The 25818-nt window shown below is 34.5% G+C and carries 25 protein-coding genes and 1 pseudogene; 21 read left to right on the forward strand and 5 right to left on the reverse strand.

The annotated features are described in order from the left end of the window. Window positions 1-8: 8 nt before the first annotated feature. On the forward strand, window positions 9-209 hold the full coding sequence (locus FYJ50_RS02210) for a hypothetical protein (RefSeq protein WP_154459409.1): 201 nt from the start codon (window positions 9-11) through the stop codon (window positions 207-209). A gap of 35 nt (window positions 210-244) precedes the next feature. On the opposite strand, the gene FYJ50_RS10715 is transcribed toward FYJ50_RS02210, so the two are convergent. Together FYJ50_RS10715 and FYJ50_RS02215 are read right to left on the reverse strand one after the other, a co-directional pair. Next, the gene (locus tag FYJ50_RS10715) at window positions 245-370 is read right to left on the reverse strand and encodes a hypothetical protein (protein WP_268891862.1); all 126 of its coding nucleotides are present in this window, start codon (window positions 368-370) and stop codon (window positions 245-247) included. Continuing rightward, window positions 367-1041 carry a YggS family pyridoxal phosphate-dependent enzyme gene (locus tag FYJ50_RS02215; protein ID WP_154459410.1) on the reverse strand — a complete coding sequence of 225 codons (675 nt, stop codon included), beginning with the start codon at window positions 1039-1041 and terminating at the stop codon, window positions 367-369. Before FYJ50_RS02215 ends, FYJ50_RS10715 begins: the two co-directional genes overlap by 4 nt. A 43-nt stretch (window positions 1042-1084) precedes the next feature. On the opposite strand from FYJ50_RS02215, the gene tmk reads away from it, so the two are divergent. The 10 genes and pseudogenes from tmk to FYJ50_RS02265 all read left to right on the forward strand — a co-directional run bounded on the left by tmk (window position 1085) and on the right by FYJ50_RS02265 (window position 11013). Further along, window positions 1085-1717, forward strand: coding sequence for a dTMP kinase (gene tmk, locus FYJ50_RS02220; RefSeq protein ID WP_154459411.1), 633 nt, complete (start codon window positions 1085-1087; stop codon window positions 1715-1717). Beyond that, window positions 1710-2636, forward strand: a complete 927-nt coding sequence (locus FYJ50_RS02225; protein WP_154459412.1) for a hypothetical protein — start codon at window positions 1710-1712, stop codon at window positions 2634-2636. The genes tmk and FYJ50_RS02225 overlap by 8 nt, the downstream gene beginning before the upstream one ends. Further along, window positions 2633-3445: a regulatory iron-sulfur-containing complex subunit RicT gene (gene ricT, locus FYJ50_RS02230; protein ID WP_154459413.1), complete on the forward strand. Its 813-nt coding sequence runs from the start codon at window positions 2633-2635 to the stop codon at window positions 3443-3445. Before FYJ50_RS02225 ends, ricT begins: the two co-directional genes overlap by 4 nt. Before the next feature lies 1 nt (window position 3446). Next, window positions 3447-4289 carry a 16S rRNA (cytidine(1402)-2'-O)-methyltransferase gene (rsmI, locus tag FYJ50_RS02235; protein WP_154459414.1) on the forward strand — a complete coding sequence of 281 codons (843 nt, stop codon included), beginning with the start codon at window positions 3447-3449 and terminating at the stop codon, window positions 4287-4289. Between the two features lie 169 nt (window positions 4290-4458). After that, the gene (gene purE / locus FYJ50_RS02240) at window positions 4459-4944 is read left to right on the forward strand and encodes a 5-(carboxyamino)imidazole ribonucleotide mutase (protein ID WP_154459415.1); all 486 of its coding nucleotides are present in this window, start codon (window positions 4459-4461) and stop codon (window positions 4942-4944) included. A 10-nt stretch (window positions 4945-4954) separates the two neighbouring features. After that, the gene (locus FYJ50_RS02245; RefSeq protein ID WP_154459416.1) at window positions 4955-8647 is read left to right on the forward strand and encodes a phosphoribosylformylglycinamidine synthase; all 3693 of its coding nucleotides are present in this window, start codon (window positions 4955-4957) and stop codon (window positions 8645-8647) included. Between the two features lie 12 nt (window positions 8648-8659). Next, entirely contained in the window at window positions 8660-9685 is a 1026-nt protein-coding gene (purM, locus tag FYJ50_RS02250) for a phosphoribosylformylglycinamidine cyclo-ligase (RefSeq protein WP_154459417.1), read from the forward strand. Continuing rightward, a complete protein-coding gene (gene purN, locus FYJ50_RS02255) occupies window positions 9679-10263 on the forward strand; it encodes a phosphoribosylglycinamide formyltransferase (protein ID WP_154459418.1) in 585 nt (194 codons plus the stop codon). Before purM ends, purN begins: the two co-directional genes overlap by 7 nt. Next, a pseudogene (gene purH, locus FYJ50_RS02260) lies at window positions 10260-10835 on the forward strand (bifunctional phosphoribosylaminoimidazolecarboxamide formyltransferase/IMP cyclohydrolase); the annotation flags it as partial. The gene purN and the pseudogene purH, both read left to right, overlap by 4 nt. A 40-nt stretch (window positions 10836-10875) precedes the next feature. Then, window positions 10876-11013, forward strand: a complete 138-nt coding sequence (locus FYJ50_RS02265) for a hypothetical protein (RefSeq protein WP_205946380.1) — start codon at window positions 10876-10878, stop codon at window positions 11011-11013. On the opposite strand, the gene FYJ50_RS02270 is transcribed toward FYJ50_RS02265, so the two are convergent. After that, window positions 11010-11621, reverse strand: a complete 612-nt coding sequence (locus FYJ50_RS02270; RefSeq protein WP_154459420.1) for a LytR/AlgR family response regulator transcription factor — start codon at window positions 11619-11621, stop codon at window positions 11010-11012. The genes FYJ50_RS02265 and FYJ50_RS02270 overlap by 4 nt on opposite strands. Before the next feature lie 190 nt (window positions 11622-11811). Next, window positions 11812-13230 carry an amidophosphoribosyltransferase gene (purF, locus tag FYJ50_RS02275; protein WP_154459421.1) on the reverse strand — a complete coding sequence of 473 codons (1419 nt, stop codon included), beginning with the start codon at window positions 13228-13230 and terminating at the stop codon, window positions 11812-11814. A gap of 147 nt (window positions 13231-13377) precedes the next feature. Here purF and FYJ50_RS10485 point away from each other — a divergent pair, with 147 nt between their 5' ends. The 7 genes from FYJ50_RS10485 to FYJ50_RS10495 all read left to right on the forward strand — a co-directional run bounded on the left by FYJ50_RS10485 (window position 13378) and on the right by FYJ50_RS10495 (window position 21186). Continuing rightward, window positions 13378-13620 carry a hypothetical protein gene (locus tag FYJ50_RS10485; protein WP_205946381.1) on the forward strand — a complete coding sequence of 81 codons (243 nt, stop codon included), beginning with the start codon at window positions 13378-13380 and terminating at the stop codon, window positions 13618-13620. 60 nt (window positions 13621-13680) lie between these two features. Further along, window positions 13681-16506 (forward strand): excinuclease ABC subunit UvrA, encoded by a 2826-nt coding sequence (gene uvrA / locus FYJ50_RS02285; protein ID WP_154459423.1) that lies wholly within the window; start codon window positions 13681-13683, stop codon window positions 16504-16506. Beyond that, entirely contained in the window at window positions 16503-17459 is a 957-nt protein-coding gene (gene hprK / locus FYJ50_RS02290) for an HPr(Ser) kinase/phosphatase (protein WP_154459424.1), read from the forward strand. The genes uvrA and hprK overlap by 4 nt, the downstream gene beginning before the upstream one ends. Next, entirely contained in the window at window positions 17452-18882 is a 1431-nt protein-coding gene (gene lgt / locus FYJ50_RS10815) for a prolipoprotein diacylglyceryl transferase (protein ID WP_338082983.1), read from the forward strand. Before hprK ends, lgt begins: the two co-directional genes overlap by 8 nt. Then, window positions 18858-19766 carry an NAD(P)/FAD-dependent oxidoreductase gene (locus FYJ50_RS02300; RefSeq protein ID WP_154459425.1) on the forward strand — a complete coding sequence of 303 codons (909 nt, stop codon included), beginning with the start codon at window positions 18858-18860 and terminating at the stop codon, window positions 19764-19766. The genes lgt and FYJ50_RS02300 overlap by 25 nt, the downstream gene beginning before the upstream one ends. Before the next feature lie 101 nt (window positions 19767-19867). After that, window positions 19868-20698, forward strand: a complete 831-nt coding sequence (locus tag FYJ50_RS10490; protein WP_205946382.1) for an ATP-binding protein — start codon at window positions 19868-19870, stop codon at window positions 20696-20698. Next, window positions 20692-21186, forward strand: coding sequence for a DUF4143 domain-containing protein (locus FYJ50_RS10495; RefSeq protein ID WP_205946383.1), 495 nt, complete (start codon window positions 20692-20694; stop codon window positions 21184-21186). Before FYJ50_RS10490 ends, FYJ50_RS10495 begins: the two co-directional genes overlap by 7 nt. A 32-nt stretch (window positions 21187-21218) precedes the next feature. Here the strand turns inward: FYJ50_RS10495 and FYJ50_RS02310 are convergent, their stop codons facing one another. Further along, window positions 21219-22742 (reverse strand): helix-turn-helix domain-containing protein, encoded by a 1524-nt coding sequence (locus FYJ50_RS02310; protein WP_154459426.1) that lies wholly within the window; start codon window positions 22740-22742, stop codon window positions 21219-21221. A 157-nt stretch (window positions 22743-22899) separates the two neighbouring features. Here FYJ50_RS02310 and FYJ50_RS02315 point away from each other — a divergent pair, with 157 nt between their 5' ends. Genes FYJ50_RS02315 through FYJ50_RS02325 form a run of 3 tightly spaced genes read left to right on the forward strand, consistent with a single transcriptional unit; the run spans window position 22900 to window position 25815 of the window. After that, window positions 22900-23850 carry a flavodoxin family protein gene (locus FYJ50_RS02315; RefSeq protein ID WP_154459427.1) on the forward strand — a complete coding sequence of 317 codons (951 nt, stop codon included), beginning with the start codon at window positions 22900-22902 and terminating at the stop codon, window positions 23848-23850. 1 nt (window position 23851) lies between these two features. Beyond that, on the forward strand, window positions 23852-24310 hold the full coding sequence (locus FYJ50_RS02320; protein ID WP_154459428.1) for a hypothetical protein: 459 nt from the start codon (window positions 23852-23854) through the stop codon (window positions 24308-24310). 11 nt (window positions 24311-24321) lie between these two features. Continuing rightward, window positions 24322-25815: an FAD-dependent oxidoreductase gene (locus tag FYJ50_RS02325; RefSeq protein ID WP_154459429.1), complete on the forward strand. Its 1494-nt coding sequence runs from the start codon at window positions 24322-24324 to the stop codon at window positions 25813-25815. Window positions 25816-25818: the final 3 nt, after the last annotated feature.

A 25818-nucleotide genomic window follows, 5' to 3' on the forward strand; every position in this document is an offset into this window, starting at 1 on the left:
GGCAATTTATGAAAAAGTCAGATATTTTGATCATTTTATTTGGTTTCCTTATTGTAATTGCTTGTTTTATTGGATATTTGTATTTTCATTTAAATGAAACAGTATTTTATATAATATGTGGTATTACATTTGCGACTGTTGTTCTTTATTTTTATATACGAAATTATAAAGACAGCAGCTATGGTGCTAAATTTCATGATCGATATTAAAATGGCGTGATTTTTTAATCACGCCAATTAATAGATTATTTTAATAAATATTTTTCAAATGCTTTCTGATTATCAAAATGAACTTCTTTAAAAATCGCAAATAATATACCAATGATCGCAAAAGGTACAGCTAAAACGATACAGGATAAAAAGCCCATCATATCTGATAATTTCTTTTCCCGAAAATAGAACTTCCAATACGAATGGTATTGGAACCATGTTTTAATGCCAGCAAATAATCATCGCTCATTCCCATAGAAAGATAGTGCATATCTGGATACATCTTTTTTACCAGTTTGAATAATTCGTTCATCTGATCAAATTCATTTATGACAATGCTTTCTTCTTCTGTATTGGAAGCCACACACATCAATCCAGTAATTTTAATATGAGGAAAAGCTTCACATTCTTTTAAGAATAGAATGGCATCTTCAATAGGAAGTCCAGTTTTGTTTTCGTCGTTGGATATTTTGATCTGTACATAACATTCCTGTATGACGTTATGTTTACTGGCCTGTTTTTCAATTTCTTTGGCAAGTTTTACAGAATCCAGACTTTCAATCACATCCACTTTTCCAACAATATATTTTACTTTATTGGTCTGCAGATGACCGATAATATGCCATTTATATTTTGGATCGTATTTCTCTACAAATTCCTGTACTTTGTTCTCCCCAAAAGTAGTCAGACCCAGTTTTGCCACTTCATCAATTTCTTCTTTGGTACGAGTCTTTGAAACCGCAACTACCTGAACATTTTCCAGTTTTTTTAATGTTTCAATCATTTCTATATTCATATTTATCACCTTTTGGTATTGTAGCACAAAAATCATTATAATATTGAATTTTTCTGTTATAATCTTTTTGGTGATAAAAATGAAACAGGGAGTTTTTATAACATTTGAAGGAAACGATGGAGCGGGAAAAACGACCGTTTGTCTTAAAATAAAAGAAGAGCTGGAAAAAAGAGGATATCCGGTTCTTTATACGCGTGAACCTGGGGGCAGTAAAATTGCCGAACAGATCCGAGATATTTTACTGGATACAGAAAATAAAGGAATGGATTTTAAAACAGAAGCTTTATTGTATGCGGCCAGTCGAAGACAGCATCTGGTGGAAAAAGTGATTCCAGCTTTAAAAGAAAATAAAATTGTATTATGCGATCGATTTATCGATTCTTCTTTGGCTTATCAAGGATACGCAAGAGAAATTGGTATGGAGGAAGTGTTTTCCATCAATCGATTTGCGATTGAAGATTATATGCCAGAAAAAACCATTTTTTTATCGGTGAGTATGGAAACAGGTCAAAAGAGAATGAATCTAAGAGGAGATAAAAATCGTCTGGATCTTGAAAAAGAAAGTTTTCATAAAAAGGTAAGAGAAGGATATGATCAGTTGATTTCAGAATATAAAGATCGAATCTGTGTAATCGATGCGGAATATGATATAGATACTGTCTTTTTGAATGCATTGGATGAAGTAATGAAAGTGATCTTAAAATATGAATAAAGAACAATTTAAAAAGAATCAGCCCATTGTGTATCGGGTCTTATCCAATGCGTTAAAACACAATCGCCTGGCACATGCCTATTTATTTACGGGAGCTAAAGGAAAAATCAAACAGGATACAGCAATTTTATTTGCGCAAAGTTTAATCTGTTCTCATGTAGATGAAGATGGCTTTGCCTGTCAGGAATGTGATAGCTGTTTAAGAATTCAAAAAGAAGAATCTTATGATTATAAATACATTCATGGAAATATTGAACGTATTAAAAAGAAAGACATTGTGGATCTGCAGGATTTCTTTTCTACAACATCACAGGAAGTCGGAAATAAAAGAATTTATATTTTAGATGGATTTGATCAGGCTACAAAAGATGCTTCAAACAGTCTGTTAAAATTTTTAGAAGAACCCTCAAAGGACATCTATGCGATATTGATTGCCAATGATAAAAACAACATTTTACCAACCATTCAATCTCGTTGTCAGATTGTTACTTTTCGTCCAGATTCTGTATTGGAAGTAAAAGAACAGCTGAAACAGATTGTGGATGAAGAATGTGCACAAATGCTGGCAATGAATGGATATTCTTATGCAGAAGTATTAGAATTAAAAGAAAAAGAAGAGTTTGATAAAGTAAGAGAATTTGCAGAAGCTTATAGTTCTCACTGGGATTCATTTGAAGAAATTGGTATCATGCAGATGGATCGAATGGTCCCAAAATCAAAATATATGGAAAAACAGTGGATCCGTTTATGGATTCAATGGATGTTATACTTAATCAGACAGAAAAATTTAGATGTATCCACCTATACAAAAATCCAAAAGATTCTGGTGGAATCACTGGATGTTTTAAAAATACCAGTGGATACTGCCATGTTGATGGATCAGATCTATAATCGAATCAGGAAGGTTGTGAGTCAATGAGTCAGGAATTTAAATATATTATTTATGTACAGTTTGAAGAATCAAAGAAAGCTTATACATTTGGAGCCAGTACGACTTATAAAATAGGAGATTATGTCGTTGTAGAAACCGTTCGAGGTAAAGAACTGGGGAAAGTTTGTGCTCCTTATATTGATTTTGATGAAACAAAAGTAAAAGGAGAATGTAAACCTGTGGTTCGTCTGGCCACAAAATACGATTTAATTCAGAAAGAAGAAAATGTAGAAAAAGCGAAAAAGGCAATGGAAATCTGTCAGAAATGTGTAGATAATTTATCATTAGATATGCATCTGATCAGCAGTGAATATACATTGGATTGTACAAAAGTGATTTTTACATATGTATCGGATGATCGTGTGGATTTCAGACAATTGTTGAAAGATTTAGCGGGACAGCTTCATTGTCGAATTGAATTAAGACAGGTAGGACCAAGAAATAAAGCAAAAATGGTTGGTGGACTGGGAAATTGTGGAATGGAAACGTGCTGTTCAAGATTTTTATGTGATTTTGATTCCATTTCTATTAATATGGCTAAAAATCAACTGCTGGCTTTAAACATTCAGAAATTAAGTGGCCAATGTGGGAAACTGATGTGCTGTTTACGTTATGAAAATGATTTATATACAGAAATGAGAAAAGATCTTCCTAAATTAAATTCATTTGTGACATTTGAAGGAAATAAATATCGAATTACTTCTATGAATGTGTTACAGAAAACCGCAAAATTAGAAAATAAAGAAGATGTGAAATTTGTGACATTTAAAGAATTATGGCCAGATAAGGACTTTTAATATGAAAAGACAAAAAAGTTTTGAAAAGGAACAGCCTTCTTTATATCTGGTTCCTACACCAATTGGAAACTTATCGGAAATGACAAAAAGGGGACTGGAAATTTTAGAAAAAGTGGATTGTATTGCCTGTGAAGATACTAGAAATACAGGAAAGCTTTTACAGGCTTACAATATTCATAAACCACTTGTATCGCATCATGAACACAATACCAAAGAAAGTGTTCCCAAAATTATCAATGCCCTAAAAGAAGGAAAAAATGTAGCGGTGGTTTCCGATGCAGGCTATCCTTTATTATCCGATCCTGGTTCCTGGCTGGTAAAAGAATGCGTAGATCAGGATATACCAGTCATATCTTTATCCGGATGCAATGCGGCTCTGAATGCACTGGTTGCCAGTGGTTTATCGACAGAACATTATTTATTTTATGGATTTCTGGATCATAAAAGTTCAAAACGAAAAAAAGAACTGGAATCTCTGGCTTCTTTTCCTTATACGATAATTTTTTATGAAGCCCCTCATCGTATCGAAGCCTGCTTGCAGGATATACTGGAAGTCTTCTCCAATCGTAAGATGTGTCTGGCTAGAGAATTGACCAAACTTCATGAAGAATACATTCGTGGAAATGTAGAAGAAATTCTTTCGATCTGTTCCACTTTAAAAGGAGAAATGGTTCTTGTGATTGAAGGAAATTCAAAAAAAGAAGAAGTAGATCTTAATCTGGCTATATCCAGAATTGAGGAATGTATAGAATCGGGTATGAAAACAAAAGAGGCTATTGTTTTTGTATCAAAAGAGATGAATATGAAAAAGAATGAATTGTATGATCTATATCATAAGAAATAAAAAAATATTGTCTATTGTCTTTTTTTTCGATACAATACTAATGAAAAAAATAAGGAGGTCTTGCTTATGAAATCAGTAAGTAGATTTACCGAAAATTTATTTTTTTATAGTGCTTTTTTTAGCGTGTCTTAAGATACGCTTTTTTTGATGAAACGAAAGGAATAAAAATATGAAAACACGAGTATTGATTGTTATGGGATCCAGATCCGATTTACCAGGTCTACAAGGATGTATGGACCAGCTGGATGCTTTTGAAGTGGGATACGAAGTACGAATTTTAAGTGCGCATCGTACTCCAGATGCAGTAATTGCCTTAAGCGAACAGGCAAAAGATAGAGGAATTGAAGTTATTATTGCAGCAGCTGGGGGAGCGGCTCATTTAGCAGGCGTTATCGCCAGTTCCACTCCATTACCAGTCATTGGAATTCCTGTTCAGACATCGGCTTTAGGAGGAATGGATTCTTTATTGTCTACCGTTCAGATGCCATCTGGTGTTCCTGTGGCAACAGTAGCCATTGGAAAGGCAGGACCAAAAAATGCAGCCATCTTAGCCTGTCAGATGATTGGATTAAAGGATAAGGAAATTCAGGATAAAATTATTGCTTTTAAGAAAGAACAGGCTGAAAAAGTATTAAAAGACTCATATGTAGAATAGGAGAAAAGGAATGGATACACGTATTTTTGTAAGTAAAAAAGAGCAGTTTCGTGTTGAAAGTGATTCTTTATGCAATGAATTAAAGACATCTTTATCTTTGGATGCGAATTTAAATTTAACACTTTACAATATTTATGACATTTTTAATGCCGATGAAACGGATATTCAACTGTTAAAAGAAAATGTATGCAGTGAAGTGGTAACCGACACTGTATTTGATGCAGTGGATCTGAAAGATAAAAAATATCTGGCTTATGAATATTTACCAGGACAGTATGATCAAAGAGCGGATAGTGCTATGCAGTGTTTGATGTTGTTAAACAATAAGAAAACTGTTCGTATTCATTCTGGAACGCTTTTGGTATTTGAAGGAAAAATCAGTGATGAACAATTAAGTCAGGTTGAACATTATATTGTTAACCCGGTAGAAGCTCGTGTAAAAGATTTAAGTGTACTGGAAGACGATCAGAATGTTGATTTTGAAGACGTTCCAGTAATCAGTGGATTTATTGATAAATCAAAAGAAGAATTAGGTGAATTACGCAATTCATTAGGACTGGCAATGTCATTTGAAGATATTGTTCATGTACAGAAATATTTTAAAGAAGAAGAAAAAAGAGACTGTACGATGACAGAAATTCGTGTACTGGATACATACTGGTCCGATCACTGTCGTCATACAACTTTTGAAACGGTTCTGGATTCGGTAGATTTTAAACTGGATACTTTAAAGGAACAGCTTCAGGAATCTTATAATCGTTATCTGGAATTAAGAGAAAAAGTTCATGGAAATAAAAAAGAACAGACTTTAATGGATATGGCTACTATTGCAGGTAAATATTTAAGAAAGTCTGGAAAAGTAAACAATATTGAAATCAGTGATGAAATCAATGCCTGCTCTATTGAAATCAAAGTGGATGTCAATGGAGTGGATGAAGATTGGCTCTTGATGTTTAAAAATGAAACACATAACCATCCAACTGAAATTGAGCCATTTGGAGGAGCCAGCACTTGTATTGGTGGAGCCATTCGTGACCCATTATCTGGACGTGCCTATGTTTACCAGGCTATGCGTATTACCGGAGCTGGAGATATCACAAAACCAATTTCACAGACTATGGAACATAAACTGCCACAGTCTAAAATTTCTAAAAAAGCAGCTCATGGATATTCTTCTTATGGAAACCAGATTGGTCTGGCAACAACATTTGTAGAAGAAATATTTGATGAAGGATACGTTGCCAAACGTATGGAAGTAGGAGCGGTCGTAGGGGCTGCACCAAAGAGTCATGTAAAACGTGAAAAACCATTACCTGGAGATATCATTGTTATGTTTGGAGGGGCTACCGGACGTGATGGAATCGGTGGAGCCACAGGTTCTTCAAAAGAACACAATGAAACATCTCTTGAAAAATGTTCTTCCGAAGTTCAGAAAGGAAACGCTCTGGTTGAACGTAAACTGCAGCGTTTATTCAGAAATCCAGCCTGCACTCGTTTGATCAAAAAAGCCAATGACTTTGGAGCTGGAGGAGTTTCGGTTGCCGTTGGCGAATTGGCCGATGGTCTGGATATCAATCTGGATGCCGTACCAGTTAAATATTTAGGATTGGATGGAACGGAACTGGCCATTTCAGAATCACAGGAACGTATGGCCTGTGTTATTGAAGCCAAAGACTTTGAAGAATTTAAAGAAATCGCCTTTACGGAAAACCTGGATGTAATCAAAGTAGCGGATGTAACCGATACTAATCGTCTGGTGATGCATTTTAAAGGAAAAACGATTGTAGATATGTCTCGTGATTTCTTAAACACAAATGGAGTTCGCCAGCATCAGAAAGTCGATGTTACAGAAAGTGAATACGATGAAAAACCATTTGAAGCCAAAGAAAGTACATTGCTGGATGTTTTGCAGGAAGACAATGTAGCCTGTCAGATCGGTTTATCTGAAATGTTTGATGCTTCCATTGGAAAAAGTACGGTACTGATGCCATTTGGTGGATTCTATCAGTTGACACCGGAAGAAGGTTCAGTACAGAAACTTCCAGTTCATGGATTCACAAACACTTGTTCATTAATGACATATGGGTACGATCCACATATTTCAAAATATTCTCCATATTTAGGAGCGGCTTATTCAGTGGTAGAAGCTCTAACGCGTATTACGGCACTGGGAGCGGATTATAAAACATGTCGTTTATCCAACCAGGAATATTTTGAACGAGTAGGAAGCGATTCTGTAAAATGGGGACGTCCATTTGAGGCTTTACTGGGACTGATCGATGCTCAGCTGGCTTTTGAAACCCCAAGCATTGGTGGAAAAGACAGTATGTCGGGAACATACAAGGACATTCACGTGCCACCAACGGTGATTACTTTTGCGGTAACTCATGATAAAACCGATCATATTATTTCGGCTTCCTTTAAAAAACCAGGAAATTATGTATATTTAGTCAAACACAATCGTTTAGAAAACAACTGTCCAGATTATGAACAGCTGAAAGATAATTTTGAAGTGGTTCACGATTATATGCTTCAAGGTAAGATCGTATCGGCAAGCAGTGTAAAATTTGGTGGAATTGGATATGCAGTTGCGAAAATGGCATTTGGTAATAAGTTAGGGGTTGCCATTATGAGCGATGAAGATATTTATGGAACAAATATTGGGTCACTGGTTGTAGAAACAACAGAAGTGATTCACGATCCTCACTTTACGATGTTAGGAATTGTCAATGATACAAAAGAAATTGTGATCAATGAAGAAAAAGTATCTATTGAAGAAGCATTGGATGTATGGATGAAACGTTACAATGACATTTATCCAGTGAATGTAGATCGTAACAATCAGGTTATGGTAACACCAATGACCAATGAATCCTTACCACAGTCAAAAGTTCAGATTGATAAACCAGTGGTTGTTATTCCAGTCTTCCCTGGACAGAACTGTGAATACGATACAACAGAAAAATTTGAAAGAGCTGGAGCACAAGTTCATCAGGTTGTATTCAACAACTTAACGGTTGAAAATATTAAGAAGAGCATTGATACATTGTCAAAAGAAATTGAAAAAGCACAGATTCTGATGATCGTAGGTGGATTCAGTTCAGGGGATGAACCAGATGGTTCAGGTAAATTTATTGCCAATGTATTACGTAATGAAAAAATCTGGAATGCGATTCAGAAAATGAGAGAAAACGATGGTTTGATCTTAGGTATCTGTAACGGATTCCAGGCATTGATCAAATCTGGACTTCTTCCTTATGGAGATATTGAAAAACTGGATGAAAACAATCCGACTTTATTCAGAAATGACATTAACCGACATGTTTCTCATATTGCCCGTACACGTGTTACATCCAACAAATCACCTTGGATGCAGGGAATTGATACAGGAAGCATTCATTCCATTGCGATGAGTCATGGGGAAGGTAAATTTGTTGCCAGTGAAGAAGTATTAAAACAATTGCTTGAAAATGGTCAGATTGCGACTCAGTATGTAAATGAAATGGGAATTCCGACAATGGATGGTTTAGACAATATCAATGGTTCAAGTATGGCCATTGAAGGTATCTATAGTGAAGATGGTAAGATCTTTGGTAAGATGGGACATTCTGAACGATATGAAAAAGGATTGTTTAAAAATATTGCCGGAAACAAAGATCAGAATATATTTGAAAACGGTGTAAGATATTTTACACATAAATAGATAGGAGTTTATATGGATTATAAAAAAGCAGGAGTCGATATTGAAGCGGGTTATAAATCCGTGGAATTAATGAAAAAACACGTAAAACAGACAATGCGCCCAGAAGTATTAGGTGGATTAGGTGGTTTTGCGGGAGCTTTTGATTTAAGTGGAATCAAAAATATGGAAGAACCCGTTCTATTATCTGGTACTGATGGATGCGGTACAAAAGTAAAACTGGCTTTTGTCATGGATAAACACGATACCATTGGTATTGATGCGGTTGCGATGTGTGTAAACGATATTGCCTGTAGTGGAGGAGAACCTTTGTTCTTCCTTGACTACATTGCCTGTGGTAAAAACTATCCGGAAAAGATCGCAACAATCGTATCAGGAGTTGCACAGGGATGCATTCAAAGTGAATGTGCACTGGTTGGAGGAGAAACGGCCGAACATCCAGGATTAATGCCAGTGGATGAATACGATTTAGCCGGATTTGCGGTAGGAGTTGTTGATAAAAAAGATATTATTGATGGTTCCAGCATCAAAGAAGGAGATGTACTGGTTGGAATTGCTTCCAGTGGTGTTCATTCAAATGGATTCAGTCTGGTTCGTTCTGTATTTGATATGTCAAAAGAATCATTGGATACATACTATGATGAATTACAGAAAACATTGGGAGAAGCTTTAATTGAACCAACACGTATTTATGTAAAAGCTTTAAAGAATGTGAAAAAAGCAGGTGTGAAAGTAAAAGGATGTTCCCATATCACTGGAGGAGGATTCTATGAAAATGTACCTAGAATGCTTCCAGAAAACGCAAAAGCCATCATTCAGAAAGACAGCTATCCAGTTCCACCAATCTTTGGTCTGATTCAAAAGAATGGAAATATTGAAGAAAAAATGATGTACAATACATTCAATATGGGATTGGGAATGGTTATCGCATTGGATGAAAAAGATGTAAAAACAGCTATGAAAGCCATTGAAGAAGCAGGAGATGCCTGTTATGTAGTTGGAAAAATTGTAAATGGAGAAAAAGGAGTCGAATTATGTTAAGACTGGCTGTTCTTATCTCAGGATCAGGAACAGATCTTCAATCCATCATTGATCATAGAAATCAGATCAATGGCGAAATCGCATTGGTTATTTCCAATCGTAAAAATGCATATGGACTTCAAAGAGCCCAGGATGCAGGAATTAAAAACTTAGTAATCAAAAATCAGGATGAATTATTGAATACATTGAAAGAAGAAAAGATTGATTTTATTGTACTGGCCGGATATCTGGCAATTCTAGGGAAAGAATTAATTGATACCTATCAGAATAAGATCATCAACATTCATCCTTCTTTGATTCCTTCTTTCTGTGGACCTGGAATGTATGGTTTACACGTACATGAAGCGGTTTTAAAAAGAGGGGTAAAAGTCAGTGGAGCAACGGTTCATTTTGTATCTGAAGAAGTGGATGGTGGACCAATTATCTGGCAAGAAGCGGTATCCATTGCCGATTTAGATACACCAGAAGATATTCAAAAACGTGTATTGGAAGTGGAACATAAAATTTTACCAGAAGTAGTACAATGGATCTGCGATGGAAAAGTTGTGCTTGAGAAAGGAAGAGTGAAAATACGATGAAAAGAGCATTGGTCAGTGTTTCAGATAAAACAGGATTAGTGGAATTTGTTTCTGGACTGGTTGAACAGGGATATGAAATTATCTCAACTGGAGGAACAAAAAAAGCATTAGAAAAAGCAGGATTAAACATTATTGGAATCAGTGAAATCACTGGATTTCCAGAAATTATGGATGGAAGAGTAAAAACTCTGCATCCAAAAGTACATGGAGCTTTATTATGTGTAAGAAGCAATCCCGATCATGTACGTCAAATTAAAGAATTAGGAATTGATTATATTGATCTGGTTTGTGTAAACTTATATCCATTTAAACAGACAGTAGAAAAACCAGGGGTTACACACGAAGAAGTTATTGAAAATATCGATATCGGTGGACCAAGTATGTTAAGAAGTGCAGCAAAAAACTACGCTTCCATTCCAGTTATCTGTGATCCAAACGATTATGAAACTGTATTAGAAGAAATTAAAACAAATGGAGAAACAACTCTGGAAACAAGAGAAAAGTTAGCCGCAAAAGTATATCGTCACACTTGCACATATGATAACTATATTGCGACTTATTTAGAAAATCGTATTGCCAAATGAATCTATTCAAAGAAATAGATTCTTTTTTTTGTGTCAAAATGGAAGAACGGAAGGAAATATATCTACAGCCCATAATCTATATGAAATGGGACTGGATCTGGATAAAATCGCAAAGGCTTTGGAATGCAAGATCACTCAGGTTAAGGAATGGCTTTCTACACACTAATGCATTATAAAATCAACCCATTTTTGTTCAAAGGATTTATGAAAGTGTTTAGATAAAGGAAGTAGAAATCCATCTTCTAAAACAACATCTTTCTTTTTTATTTCATTTACATAATTAAGGTTGATTAAAATAGATTTATAAGATTGGGCAAAATATAAATTTTTCAAAAGTTCCAGCCATTCATACATTTTATATTTTGTTTTTAAAACTTTATGATTGTTTAAATCAATATAGGTATATCGATCCATATATTCAATATACATAATATTTTTATAAGGAATACGTACATTCGATACATTTGGATCGTAAAATACAGGTTCTTTTTTATTATAAGAAAGAAGCAATTGTTTCATTTCTGTTTTAAATAAAGATTCCTGAATGGGTTTGACAAAAAAACGGTCTGCTTTTGTCTTATATCCATTTTCCAGATATTCTTTAAAAGCAGAAGTTAAAATAATATGTAAATTTGGAAATTCTTCTTTGATCTGAATTCCCAATTCAATTCCATTTTTATTTTCTAATTTAATATCTAAAAAAAACTCATATTTCAATAAATCTTTAAGATACAAAGCATCGGCTTTATTTTCATCACATATTAAAGAATTCATAATCTTTCCCCAACTTCTCTAGATATATATATATATATTACTATAAAATAAATGATGTGAATTATTTAACACATATCATGGAATAGAATTACATAAGAGGAAAATTAAGATACGTTAATTTTTGACTTCTTATGCTGCAGGTATTGAATAATCATAATAATAAAAAAGAGTCGGTTCTATACTGAACCGACTAAAATTTTATCTTATTTTCAAATTTAGATTTACTTTGATGATTCGCAATTCTTGTTGGATATTTTAAATCAAAACAGGCTGTACATAATTCTTTTCCATTCGGTACAATCTGTTTTAATTGTTCTACTGTTAAATAATTCAAAGAGTCTACTTCGATGATATCCGCAATTTCTTTTATTGTATGCTGGTTGGCAATCAGTTTTTCAGGATCGTCAATATCTGTTCCATAGTAACAGGCTCCAATAAAAGGTGGAGAAGAAATACGCATATGGATTTCTTTAGCTCCTGCTTCTCTTAAGGAACGAATGATCCTTCGACATGTGGAACCACGAACAATGGAATCATCCACTAAAATAATACGTTTTCCATTAATAACGGAACGAATGGGATTTAATTTAATGTTTAATTCTTTGGTACGCTGTGAATTGGTTGGGGAAATAAAAGTTCTTCCTATATATTTGTTTTTCACAAATCCATTAGCATATGGAATACCGGATGCATTGGCATATCCTAAAGCAGCATCCAGACCAGAATCAGGAACCCCGATGACCAGATCGGCTTTTACCGTATCACTTTTAGCTAAAAATTCACCGCATTTCTGACGAGCCAAATGAACACTGTGTCCATCAATAATGGAATCGGAGCGTGCAAAATAAATATATTCAAAAGCACAAAGAGATTTCTTACACGTTTCACATAAGGATTTATTGGTATGAATACCAGAAGAAGAAACGGTTACGATTTCACCAGGCAATATATCTCGTACAAAATGAGCACCTACTGCATCTAAAGCGCAGGTTTCTGAAGCAAATACAATATCTCCATCGTCTCTTTTTCCCATACATAAAGGTCTGAAACCGTGAGGATCTCGTACTGCAATCAGTTTGGATGGACTGGAGATCACTAAAGAAAAGGCTCCTTCCAGTTTCTGTACAGCTTTATAAACGGCTTCTTCAATACTTTTTGAAGTTAATCTTTCTTTTACGATTGTATATACAATGCTTTCTGTATCACTTGTGGTATAGAAAATAGATCCTGTACTTTCCAGTTCTTTTCTTAATTCATAAGAATTCACAAGATTTCCATTATGAGCTAAAGCTAGATTTCCTTTCATATGATTGATACAGATAGGCTGTGCATTTTTCTTGGCATCTAAACCGGTTGTTCCATAACGGACATGACCAATGGCAATACGACCTTGTGGTAATGAATGAAGATGATCCTGTATAAAGACTTCACTGACCAGACCTTTATCTTTATACACATTTAAAATTCCATCGTCATTGACAACGATTCCAGCACTTTCCTGTCCTCTATGCTGTAAAGAATATAAAGCATAATAACTTAAAGAAGCTACATCTTTTCTGGTTTGTGAAAAAATCCCAAAGACACCACATTCTTCATGTATGTGTTCCATATAATTGTCTCCTTCCATATAAAAAAGGGCGCATTAAAGTCATTGCTTTAATGAACGCCCTTGCTCATGGACAAACAATACCATTTTTAAGAAAAGAACTCAAGGTTATTTGTTTGTTTCTGAAAGTTTTTTTGATAGAATAGAAGCATGACGTATTCAATTATAAACTTAATATGTATGGTTGTAACAGATTTATGTACAACATTGATATGGCTTTCAAAGGGGAAAGATTGGATGAAAAAAGTAAGTATGGTTTTACTTTTTCTATGTACATTTTCATTTTTTGTGTTTGAAAATATGTATGGAGACCAGACTTTATTTAATTCTTATTCTTTCTTATATATTATTTGTTTGGCAATCAATGGCATATTGTTTATGAGAGAATCTTAGATTCTCTTTTATTATATACAAGAGAAACAGTATATAATAGAATAGGAAAAAGAGGAAATTATGGAATATAAATATATAAAAATTAAAGGAGCAAGAGAAAACAATCTGAAGAATATCGACATTGATATTCCAAAAAATCAGCTGGTTATTATGACAGGTGTTTCTGGAAGTGGAAAGACTTCTCTGGCTTTTGATACCATTTATGCAGAAGGACAAAGACGATATATGGAATCTTTATCGGCCTATGCCCGTCAGTTTCTGGGAAATAGTGAAAAACCCGATGTGGATCAGATTGAGGGGTTATCTCCAGCAATTGCCATTGATCAGAAGACCACTTCAAACAATCCGCGTTCAACAGTGGGTACGGTTACAGAAATCTATGATTATCTGCGTTTATTATATGCTCGTATTGGAGTCCCTTACTGTCCGAAACATAATGAACCTATTACAGGAAATACGATCAAAGAAATGGTCGATCGGATTATGGAATTACCGGATAAGACTCGATGTACGATTTTAAGTCCTATTTTAGAAGGAAAAAAAGGAACGCATAAAGATTTAATTGAAAAATTAATGAAAGAAGGCTATGTTCGAGCTCGTATAGACGGGGAAATTGTTTATTTGGAAGAAATCGATTCTTTAGAAAAAAATAAAAAACATACTATAGATGTAGTAGTCGATCGTATCGTAAAATCAGATGATCGTTCCCGTTTTTATGATTCTTTAGAAACAGCTTTAAAATTAAGTGATGGTTTAGCCATCTGTATGACAAAAGAAGATGAATTTCTGTTTTCCAGCAATTATGCCTGTAAAGTATGTGGATTTTCAGTGCCTAAATTGGAACCGAAACTGTTTTCTTTTAATGCTCCATTTGGAGCTTGTCCAGCTTGTAAAGGGTTAGGATTTACACAGCAGGTTGATATTGATTTACTGATACCGGATCCATCAAAAAGTATCAATCAGGGTGGAATTCAGTTTTATAAAAACATTGTGAATACTGAAAATTTAGAATGGCAAAGAGTGCAGGCTCTGATTGATTATTATGATATTGATAAAAACATTCCAATTAAAGATCTTCCTAAAGAACAATTGAATTATCTGTTGTATGGAAGCGATGTACCGATTCAATATGAAACGCATTCAAGAGGTGGAATTCATTCCAAAAAGAATGATTTTATAGAAGGGGTCATTCCTATGATCGAAAGACGATATATGGAAACATCTTCTTCCTCTTCAAGAGAGTGGTATGCTTCTTATTTATCGGATTGTATCTGTTTAAAATGTCATGGAGCACGATTAAATGAAAAAGCATTGAGTGTTCGAATTGGAAATAAAAATATATATGAATTCTGCTGTTTCAGTGTTAAAGAAGCTTTAGATTTTATATCTCATCTTTCATTAAATGAAATGCAGAAAAACATCAGTCGTTTAATTGTAAAAGAAATTGCTAACCGATTAACATTCTTAAACAATGTAGGTTTATCTTATATTACTTTAGATCGTCTAGCTTCTACCTTATCAGGAGGAGAAGCCCAGAGAATTCGTCTGGCAACACAGATTGGATCTCGTTTAACTGGTGTTATGTATGTACTGGATGAACCAAGCATTGGACTTCATCAAAGGGATAACGATAAACTGATTGCCTCTTTAAAAGAAATGCGGGATCTGGGCAATACTTTAATTGTGGTCGAACACGATGAAGATACAATGAGAGCCAGTGACTATATTGTGGATATTGGACCAGGTGCCGGTGTGCATGGAGGTCAGGTAGTGGCTCAGGGAACACCCGAAGAAATCATGAATCATCCCACTTCGATTACAGGAATGTATTTGAGTGGTCGAAAGAAAATTGAAGTTCCAGCTGTTCGTCGTAAAGGAAACGGAAAAAAATTACGCATTGTACAGGCAACGCAGAATAACTTAAAGAAGGTAACAGTAGATATCAAATTAGGCTGTCTGAATGTAATAACTGGAGTATCGGGTTCTGGAAAATCCAGTCTGATTACCGAAGTGTTAACACATGGAATTCAGAATTATCTGGGACGTGTGCGCATTAAACCTGGACAGTGTAAAGAAATTAAAGGATTAGAAAATGTAGATAAGATCATTGAAATTGGACAGGATCCTATTGGTCGAACACCACGATCCAATCCAGCTACTTATACAGGTGTTTTTGATGACATTCGAGATCTGTTTGCATCCACAAAACAGGCAAAAATGTTAGGTTATGATAAGTCACGATTCTCTTTTAATGTAAAAGGAGGAAGATGCGATGCCTGTCAGGGAGATGGAATTTTAAGAATTTCAATGCATTTCCTTCCAGATGTCTATGTGCCTTGTGACCAGTGTCATGGTACAAGATATAACGAAGAAACTCTACAGGTACAATACAAAGGAAAAACCATTTCCGATGTATTAAATATGACGGTGGAAGAAGGTCTGGAATTCTTTAAAAATATTTCAAAGATTTCTCATCGTCTTCAGACTTTATATGATGTAGGACTGTCTTATATTAAACTGGGACAAAGTGCTACCACTTTATCAGGAGGAGAAGCCCAGCGTGTAAAACTTGCCAGTGAGCTTCAAAGAAAAGCCACTGGAAAAACGGTCTTTGTCTTAGATGAACCAACAACGGGGTTACATAGTGAAGATGTAAAAAAATTAATTGAAGTGCTGCAAAGACTTGTGGATAATGGAGATACGGTAGTGGTTATTGAGCACAATTTAGATGTTATCAAATGTGCGGATTATATTATTGATATGGGGCCAGAAGGTGGAAGTGATGGAGGAAGTGTTGTATGTACAGGAACTCCCGAACAGGTGGCTCAATGTGAAGAAAGTTATACAGGACAGTACTTAAAACCACTTTTAGAAAGGAGGTCATGATCGTGTGTAAAGTCACAATTAAAGATTTAGCGGATTATTTTAACTGGACACAGATTGCTGGCGATAAGGAATCTTTAAAAAGACCGATCCATTTAGCGGATATCAACCGACCTGGACTGGAACTGGCGGGTTATTTCGAATATGGTCAGCAGAAAAGAGTTGTTGTCATTGGAAATAAAGAAATTCATTATATTACCAATAAAATGGATGAAATTGCCCAACGTCGCAATTTTGAATTCATTACCAGCGAATCCACACCAGGAATCGTTATCACCAATGGTCACGCTTGTCCGGAAGTATTAAAAGAAATCGCCAATCGTAAAGATTTAGCGGTTTTTTCAACCAATGAAACCACAACCAATACCAGTGTACGAATCACAAGTTACCTGGATGAAAAATTAGCTCCATCCATTGTTATTCATGGAGAACTGATGCGCATTCATGGAATTGGGGTCATGATCGTTGGAGAAAGTGGAATGGGAAAAAGCGAAATTGCCTTAAGTCTGATTCAGAAAGGACATCAGCTGATTGCCGATGATCGCATTGACTGTTACAAAATTCACAACAATCTAATTGGACGCACTTCCAGAATGCTGGAAGGATTTATGGAACTAAGAGGGGTTGGAATCATTAATGTCGCTCGTATGTATGGAGTGGGCTCTTATGCCAAAGAATGCGAAATTTCTTTACAGATTGAATTGGTTCCGTTTAATGATAAAGCAGATTACGATCGAGTGGGAATTGAAGAAAAAGAATATGTGGATATTTTAGGAGTAAAAATATTAAAGCTTCAGATTCCAATCAGTATGGGTCGTCCAATGGCTACAATTATTGAAACAGCTGTATTCCATTATATGTTATTAAGAGATGGAAAAGATGCCGCAAAAGAAATAGAGAATCTGGTTCTGCAGGAAATTGAAAAGAACGAAGAGGAGGAAGTAAAAAGTGAATGATAAAATATTTCTTTCTTTTGGTCCTTTTACCATTACCTGGTATGCCTTATTTATTTTAACGGGTGTGGTGGTTGCCTATGAATTGTCACAAAGAACGATGAAAAAATGGAAATATTCTTCCAGTGTATTAGAAGATTATGTCATTCCTATGATGTTTTTTGGAATACTGGGTGCTCGTATTTATTATGTGATTTTTGAATGGGATTATTATTCTTTACATTTAGAAGAAATTATTAAAATCTGGCATGGAGGTCTGGCAATACATGGAGGATTGATTGCTGGCATTTTATTCAGTCTTTATTATTTTAAAAAGAAAAAAGTATCGATCTATCGTATGATGGATTGTATTTTACCTAATGTAATGATAGCTCAGGCATTTGGAAGATGGGGAAATTTTATGAACCAGGAAGCCTTTGGTGGAGTGGTAAGTGAATCCTTTATCGATCATTTTCCAGATTTTATTAAAAATAAAATGTATATCAATGGACAATATCATCATCCAACTTTTCTATATGAAAGTGCATTAAATGTAATCGGATTTATTTTAATCTATTGTATTCGTAAAAGAGGATTAAAGAAACAGGGAGATGCTGGATTTTTATATTGTATCTGGTATGGAATGATTCGTTTCTTTATTGAAGGATTAAGAACCGATTCATTAATGTTAGGTCCTGTTCGTATTGCGCAGCTGGTCTCTTTATTACTGGTGTTAATTGGAGTACTGGGATTGTGTGGAATTGGATATAAATATGAAAAACCAGTTGTTTTATTTGATCTGGATGGAACGCTTCAGGACAGTAAACAGATGATATTTGAAACTTTTGTTCAGGTCTTTAAAGAAAGAAAACTGGACATTCAACTGAGTCAGGAAGAACTGAATTCTTTTTTTGGACCAACTTTAGAAGAGTCATTTGGGAAATATTTTAAAGAAGAAGAAATTGAAGAGATCATCGAGCGTTATCAGCAGATCAATCTGGATCTGCATTATACAATGTTAAAAGAGATCGATCATGCTACAGAATTACTGGAAACATTAAAAAAAGACGGATATCATTTAGGTATTGTATCCAATAAACGAATCAAAGCGGTAGAACTGGGAGTACAGGTAAATCATTTTGAACCTTATTTTGATGTATTGCTGGGAAAAGAAGATTTACCGATTCCAAAACCAAGTGGAACAGGACTGATTGAAGCCTGTTCTAGAATGAATGTATCTCGAGATAATGTTATTTATGTGGGAGATGCCAAAAGTGATATCTTATCCGCAAAAGATGTGGCAATGATTTCGGTTGGATTTTCAAAAGATGAAGATCGCATTGAACAGATGAACCAAGCCAATCCGGATTATATCATTCGCGATTTAAGAGATTTAATTTCAATTTGTAAGGAGAAAAGAACATGGAACGATACTTCGATTTGGTAATTGTAGGAGCTGGACCAGCTGGATGTACAGCCAGTCTGTATGCTTCTCGAGCTGGATTGTCTACATTATTGCTGGACAATGGAGCGCCAGGAGGAAAACTTGTCAAAACATATGAAATTGCTAATTATCCAGGAGTCGGTGCTTCATCCGGTGTGGATCTGGCTATGAAGATGTTTGAACAGGCAACTTCTTTTGGAGCGGTATATGAATATGGAGATGTCATTGAAATCACAAAAGATAAAGTGGTAAAACTCTTTGATGGACAAGAGATTCAGGCCAAAGCTGTATTGATCGCAACAGGAACCAAAGAGCGTTTGTTGAACATTCCTGGCGAACAGGAAAACATTGGAAGAGGGGTTTCCTTCTGTGCTGTCTGTGATGGAGCGTTCTTTAAAGATAAAGATGTAGTTGTCATTGGAGGCGGAAATTCAGCTTTAGAAGAATCTTTATATCTGACAAAATTTGCCAATGTGACCATTGTGATTCGAAGAGATGTTTTTAGAGCAGAAAAAAACATTCAGGAACAGGTGGAATCCAATGACAGAATAAAAATTATCACAAAACACATTCCAAAACAGATTTTAAGTGAAAATGGAAAAGTATGTGGAATTGTATTAGAAAATGTAGATACCAGAGAAACACAGACTTTATCCTGTTCAGGAATTTTTCCTTATATAGGACAGGATCCAATGACACAAAGCATACAGAATTTAGGAATCTGTGATGATAGAGGCTATGTGATCGTAGATAAAAACATGGAAACAAGTATAAAAGGAATCTATGCAGCAGGAGATGTCATTCAAAAAGATTTAAGACAGGTCGTTACCGCTACAAATGATGGAGCTATTGCGGCTCAGCATGTTTTTCATGAATTATCAAAATAATGATTTTATATACAAAACAGTCATATTCTTTGACTGTTTTTTTTACTTTTACAAAAAATGTGGAAAAACACTTGAAAAAGCACTACAAAAATGTGAATTATATGTTAAAGAGAAAAATTGACAGTTATTTAAAAGATTGGAAACAACGAGAACATAAGCCATTAATTATAAAAGGAGCGCGCCAAATTGGGAAAACGACAAGTATTAGACAATTTGGAAAGTCTTATCCGAGCTTTATTGAAATAAATTTTATGGAAAATCCAGAATACAAAAGTGTGTTTCAACATGGATACGATCCAAATAGGATCATAAAGGAATTGTCTTTATTGAATCCAGAATTTGAATTTATACCTTATCAGACATTAATTTTACTGGATGAAATTCAGGAATATCCAGATGCGACAACCTCTTTAAAGTTTTTTAAAGAAGATGGAAAATACGATGTAATCTGTTCTGGTTCTATGTTAGGAAATCACTATAAAAAAGTAAGCAGTATTTCGGTTGGATATAAAGAAGATGTACAGATGTATTCTATGGATTTTGAGGAATTCTTATGGGCAAATGGTTATAATGAAGAAAATATTGAGTTCATTTATTCATTTTTAAAAGAGTTGAAACCTTTGCCAGATTCGATTTTTGAAAAGTTAAGTGATTTGTTTCAGGATTATATTTTTTGTGGTGGAATGCCTGAAATTGTAGATACGTTTATAAAAGAAAAAACATTTTCAAATATTTTTTCAAAACAAAGTCAGCTTCATTCAGATTATGAAAATGACATTACAAAATATGTAGAAGGATTGGACTACGCAAAAGTATTAAATGTATATCGTCATATCACAAGTCAGCTATCAAAAGAAAATCATAAATTTCAAATATCGAAGTTAGGACATGGAGCTCGTTCCAGAGAATATACAGGATGCCAGGAATGGTAAACATTTCTTATTGTTTGAATGAATGTGCTTTTCCTTTTTCTGCATATGAAGACTATACAAATTATCGTATGTATTACTCGGATACATCTTTGTTGATGGCAACTTTGGACGATGAATCAAAAAAGGATGTTCGGATCAACCGGAATTTTAGAATTTATTCTGGTGCTATATATGAAAATCTTGTGGCAGAAGCATTAACGAAATTGGGATATTCATTGTATTTTTATAGAAATAAAGAGAGTACGATTGAATTGGATTTTATAATAAGAGTAAAAAACGAAATCATTCCCATTGAGGTTAAAGCCAATCGAGGCAGAAGTCGATCTCTAAATACGATATTAGAAAATCCATCAATTCCAATACATTATGGAGTTAAATTAACTCACAATAATATTGGATTTGATGGATCAAAATTTACGATTCCATATTTTTTAACCTTTTTAAAAAAACGTTTTTTTGATGAATACGATGAAATTCAATATGAATGATCGGCTCTTCTATTTGAAGTAACTGAATTCATCTATCTTTCTTTCAGAATATTGATCAGACGTAAAGAAAACTCATATGCGAATAAAGAATCGGAATGATTTAATTTAAGATTGAACAATTCTTCCATTTTAGCGAAACGATAAAATAAAGTGGATTTATGAATGTACAATTCTTTTGCACTTTCTGGAGCGTTTCGGTTATTTTTTAGATATACTTCCAATGTATAAGTATATTTTGTATTATGAAGTTCATCATATTGCACCATTTGTCGAATAGCTGGATGAATAGAAGAAACAATTTCTTTTTGATTTTCAGATAGTAAATACAGATGTTCAAAGAAGAAATATTTGTAATACGAAATTGAATTTGTTTCATGATAGGCTAAATTATGCTGTAGCTGTTTTTTTGCCTGTTCTACATATATTTTCGCATCCAGAAGATCATTGAATCGATAACTGATAGCGGCTTTCATTTTATTCATTGATAAAAAAGATTCTAAACGACTTTCTATATTCAGTATATAATCGTCAAAATGATCTGTGGAAATCAGAGTGATGTAATAATTTCTATCTACACAGGTAATACTGTTGTCAAATATCTGTCTTAACTGCATCCAGTAATAATTTGGAGGCAGTTTTCTTTTTCTTAAATCCTGAAATCCACAGACAATAAAGAAATAGAATTCTTTTGGTTTGACTCCAAATTCTTTTAAAGTAACAATTCCTTCCTTTTCACTTTTTAAATGTCCCAGTAAAAGATCTTTTAAGAATAAATCAAATTTTATCGCATAAGGATTCTGATACAGTTCATCTTTTTGAAGCTGAATTGATACCATTTGTGTCAATATATGCACAAAATCCAATTCATCATCAGTTAATTCTTTATTTTCACATTTAATGAAAAGATAACCTACAACGGAATTGTTGATGCGAATGCTTTCAAAGATCGCAATGCAGTTTAAATCTTTTAGAAAGACTTTAAATGGATAAACAGAATGAAGAATCTTATCTTTTAGATTCTGGTTTTTCATTCTTTCCACAAATTCTTTTTTTAATGATTTTCGATTGTATTTTTCTTCAAAGATCGGATCGGGATCCGATAATGGAAAGCGGGCAAGAATGGTATAGCTGGAATCGAGTATCTGTATAGGATTTTCAATTGAGTTGTACGCATTTCTTAATAATTCGGTTAAACCATTTCCAGAATGAAGGACATTAAACAACAATTGTTTTTTACGTTCTACATTTTCAAATTGATCGAGGACTTCAAAAATGGAATTGGATATTTCAAACAGATCAATGTTTTCCTGAATGGATAAAAAGTTTTTTGATGGCTCCATGCAGTTTACACAAAGAATCAGACCATATACATTTTTATCACGGATAAGGTCATAATCACATAAATAAAGAATGTTTGGAGAAAGATAGACAGAACGGATATCTTCTTTGTTTAGAAAACGGACTCCTTTTACAAAATCATTTGGATGATAGTCACCATATACTTTTATCTGGTGTACTTCTTCTATTTTTTGGATGATGTTTTTCAGTTTCGACATAAAATTACCTTATTTATAATTAATTTCATTTTATGCTACATTTGTCGGAAAAACAATCGTAAAAAAGGCAATATACTCGTCTGTTATTTGATGTTTGTTGCATAGGTATTTGATAACATTTTCACATAGAAACAAATAGGCAAGAGGAGGAAATAATATGCCAATTAAAGTCATGGGGGTAGCCTCAGGAAGAAAAGACAGTAATACAGAAATATTACTAAAGGAAGCTTTAATTGCTTGTGAAGAAGCAGGAGCTGAAGTCAGAATGATTAATTTAAGAGACTATGATGTATTGGATTGTACTGGGTGTACAGCTTGTACAATTGGAATGTCTCAGGGAAAAAATGTTGGATGTACATTACAGGAAAAGGATGATAAAGATCGAATCATGAAATTGCTCCTGGATCAGGATGCTGTTATTTTTGCAGCTCCAACCTATGATTTAATGCCATCTGCGAATTATTTAAGATTTGCACAAAGATCGTTAAGTTATGAAACTGCATTTTTAGAAAAAATCGGTGCAATCGAACATAGAGATCGAGTAGCTGGTCTTATTTCTGTTGGAGGATCTACAAGAGCCTGGCAATCTATGGCTTTAGAAGCGATGGCAGCTACAATGTTTACTACTGATTTTAAAGTGGTAGATATGATGCTAGCTACACAGGTTCCAGCTCCAGCTCAGGTCTTATTAAAAGATGATCTGATTGAAAGAGCTAAAAAGATGGGACAAAACATAATCAAAGCTTGTAAAACGCCTGTCGCAGAAAGAGGATGGCTTGGAGAAGAAGATATGGGATGGTGTCCAAACTGTCATTCCAATGCACTGGTACTGGGTGAAAAACAATGGGATGGATTGCATTATCCAATTGAATGTCAGGTTTGTGGAGCAGGTGGAAATCTGGTTCAGACCGAAGATGGTAAATGGAAATTTGTGATTCAGGAAAATGGTTTGTTGAAAGATCGAACAACGGTAGAAGGTCGTGGATTGCATTTAGATGAAATCGGGCATACACAGGGTGGATTCTTTGCGAATCCAGAAAACAGACAGATTGTTGCTAAAAAAATCGTTCGTTATAAAGGAAAGAAATTTAAAGAATTAGAGGACTAATATGAATAAAAGTACAAAATGGCGTGTAGTCAATACACTTTTGATGAACATTCCTATTGCAGCAGCTATTTCAATAACGGCTCAATTGCTGGCAATTGGCATGATTGTCTGGAAATTATTTTTTATTAATTTTGCGATTGCTTATGTTTTATCTTTCATTGTAGGAATGAGCGTTCCAGCTGTGAAATGGGGAATAGGATTTGCTAAATTATGTAAAACAAAACCAGGTTCATTACCATTTGGATTGTGTATCAATGCAGTTGTAAATCTGGTTTATGTAGTAGCCAATGAAATTGTATTAACGTATTTCAATGTTGTGATGTTAAATGGGGCTCCATTTATTGCTTTCATCTTTGGGATATTAGAAACTTTCATTCCAATTTATATTGTTGGATTTATTGTTTCTTTCTTATGGAATCAGCCATGTGAAAAAATCACAGATAGTATAGTAAAAGAATAGGAGAAAAAAGAATGAGAAATTTAGAAACTGATGTAGTAGTGGTTGCTGCTGGTTTATCGGGTTTAGCTGCAGCAATTACAGCTGCTGAAAATGGAGCAAGTGTTATTGCTTTAGAAAAATCCACAACAACAGGTGGAGCAGCCAATATGGGTATGGGACCTTTAGGAGTAGGATCTCGTATTCAAAAAGATCACATGATTTCCTTAACACCTGGAGAAGCGTTCAGAAAACATATGTATTTTACACATTATAGAGTGGATGCCAGACTGGTAAGAGATTACTATTTCAAATCTGGAGAAACAATCGACTGGTTAATGGATATGGGTGTTGAATTTGTGGGTGTTCAAAGAGCATTCTCGGCTCCAGAAGCTACAAGAGCTTATAGTGATGGAGAATTTACATGGCATGTTTGTAAACCATTGGATGGAGGAATTCCTGGACCAAGAGCTGCCACTTCTATGATCAAAAAAATGACAGAAAGAGCAGTGGAATTGGGCGTTGAATTCTTGTTTGAAACACCGGCTAAAGAAATCATTATGGAAGATGGAAAAGCCGTTGGTGTAAAAGCAACTGATAAAAACGGAGAAGAAGTTGTGGTCAATGCCAAAGCCGTTATTGTATGTACAGGTGGATTTGGAGACAATCCTCAAATGATCAAAGAGGAAACAGAATTTGAATATGCCAAGACAATTTATAATTTTGCGGTTCCTGGTATGAAAGGTGATGGAATCAAAATGTGCTGGGCTGCTGGTGCTGGAAAGGAACAGCCAATCATGGAATTGATGTACCAGTTACCTGACAATATGAATCACTTTATTTTAGATGGTGCATTCCGACAACCATGTTTATGGGTAAATCGAAATGGATATCGTTTTATGCCAGAAGATCAGATTGGAAATACAACATTTACTGGAAATGCGATTGCCTCACAGCCTGGTAAAATTGCGTTCTCTATTTTTGATTCCAGAATGTTAAAGAGATATAAGAAAAAAGGACCAGATATTGTATCTCATGTTCATCCACATGATTTATTTGATCATTTTGATGAACAATGGAATCGCGATATTGAAAATGGTTATGAACCGGTAACACAAGCGGATACATTAGAAGAATTGGCTGAAAAAGCAGGAATTGATGTAGAAGGATTCTTAGAACAGATCGAAGAATACAATGAAGCTTGTGAAGCTGGATTTGATGAAATTTTCGAAAAAGATAGAAGATACATGGAAAAAATCGAAAAAGGTCCATTCTACTGCTGTAAACAATATGTTGGAGCTTATGGATCTTTGGGTGGAGTAAAAGTAAATCATAAACTGCAGGTTTTAACTCAGGAATCAAAAGTGATTCCAGGATTGTTTGCTGCAGGAACGGATGCATGTAATATATTCGGAGATTCATATCCATTTATCCTTTCTGGAAATACTATGGGATTCTGTTTAAATTCAGGTCGCATTGCTGCTGAAAGTGCAACAGCGGATTTAGAAGAAGAATGGGATTTTGAATAATTT

Origin of the sequence: Floccifex porci, from assembly GCF_009696175.1 — a bacterium.
Classification (GTDB): Bacteria; Bacillota_I; Bacilli_A; order Erysipelotrichales; family Erysipelotrichaceae; genus Floccifex; species Floccifex porci.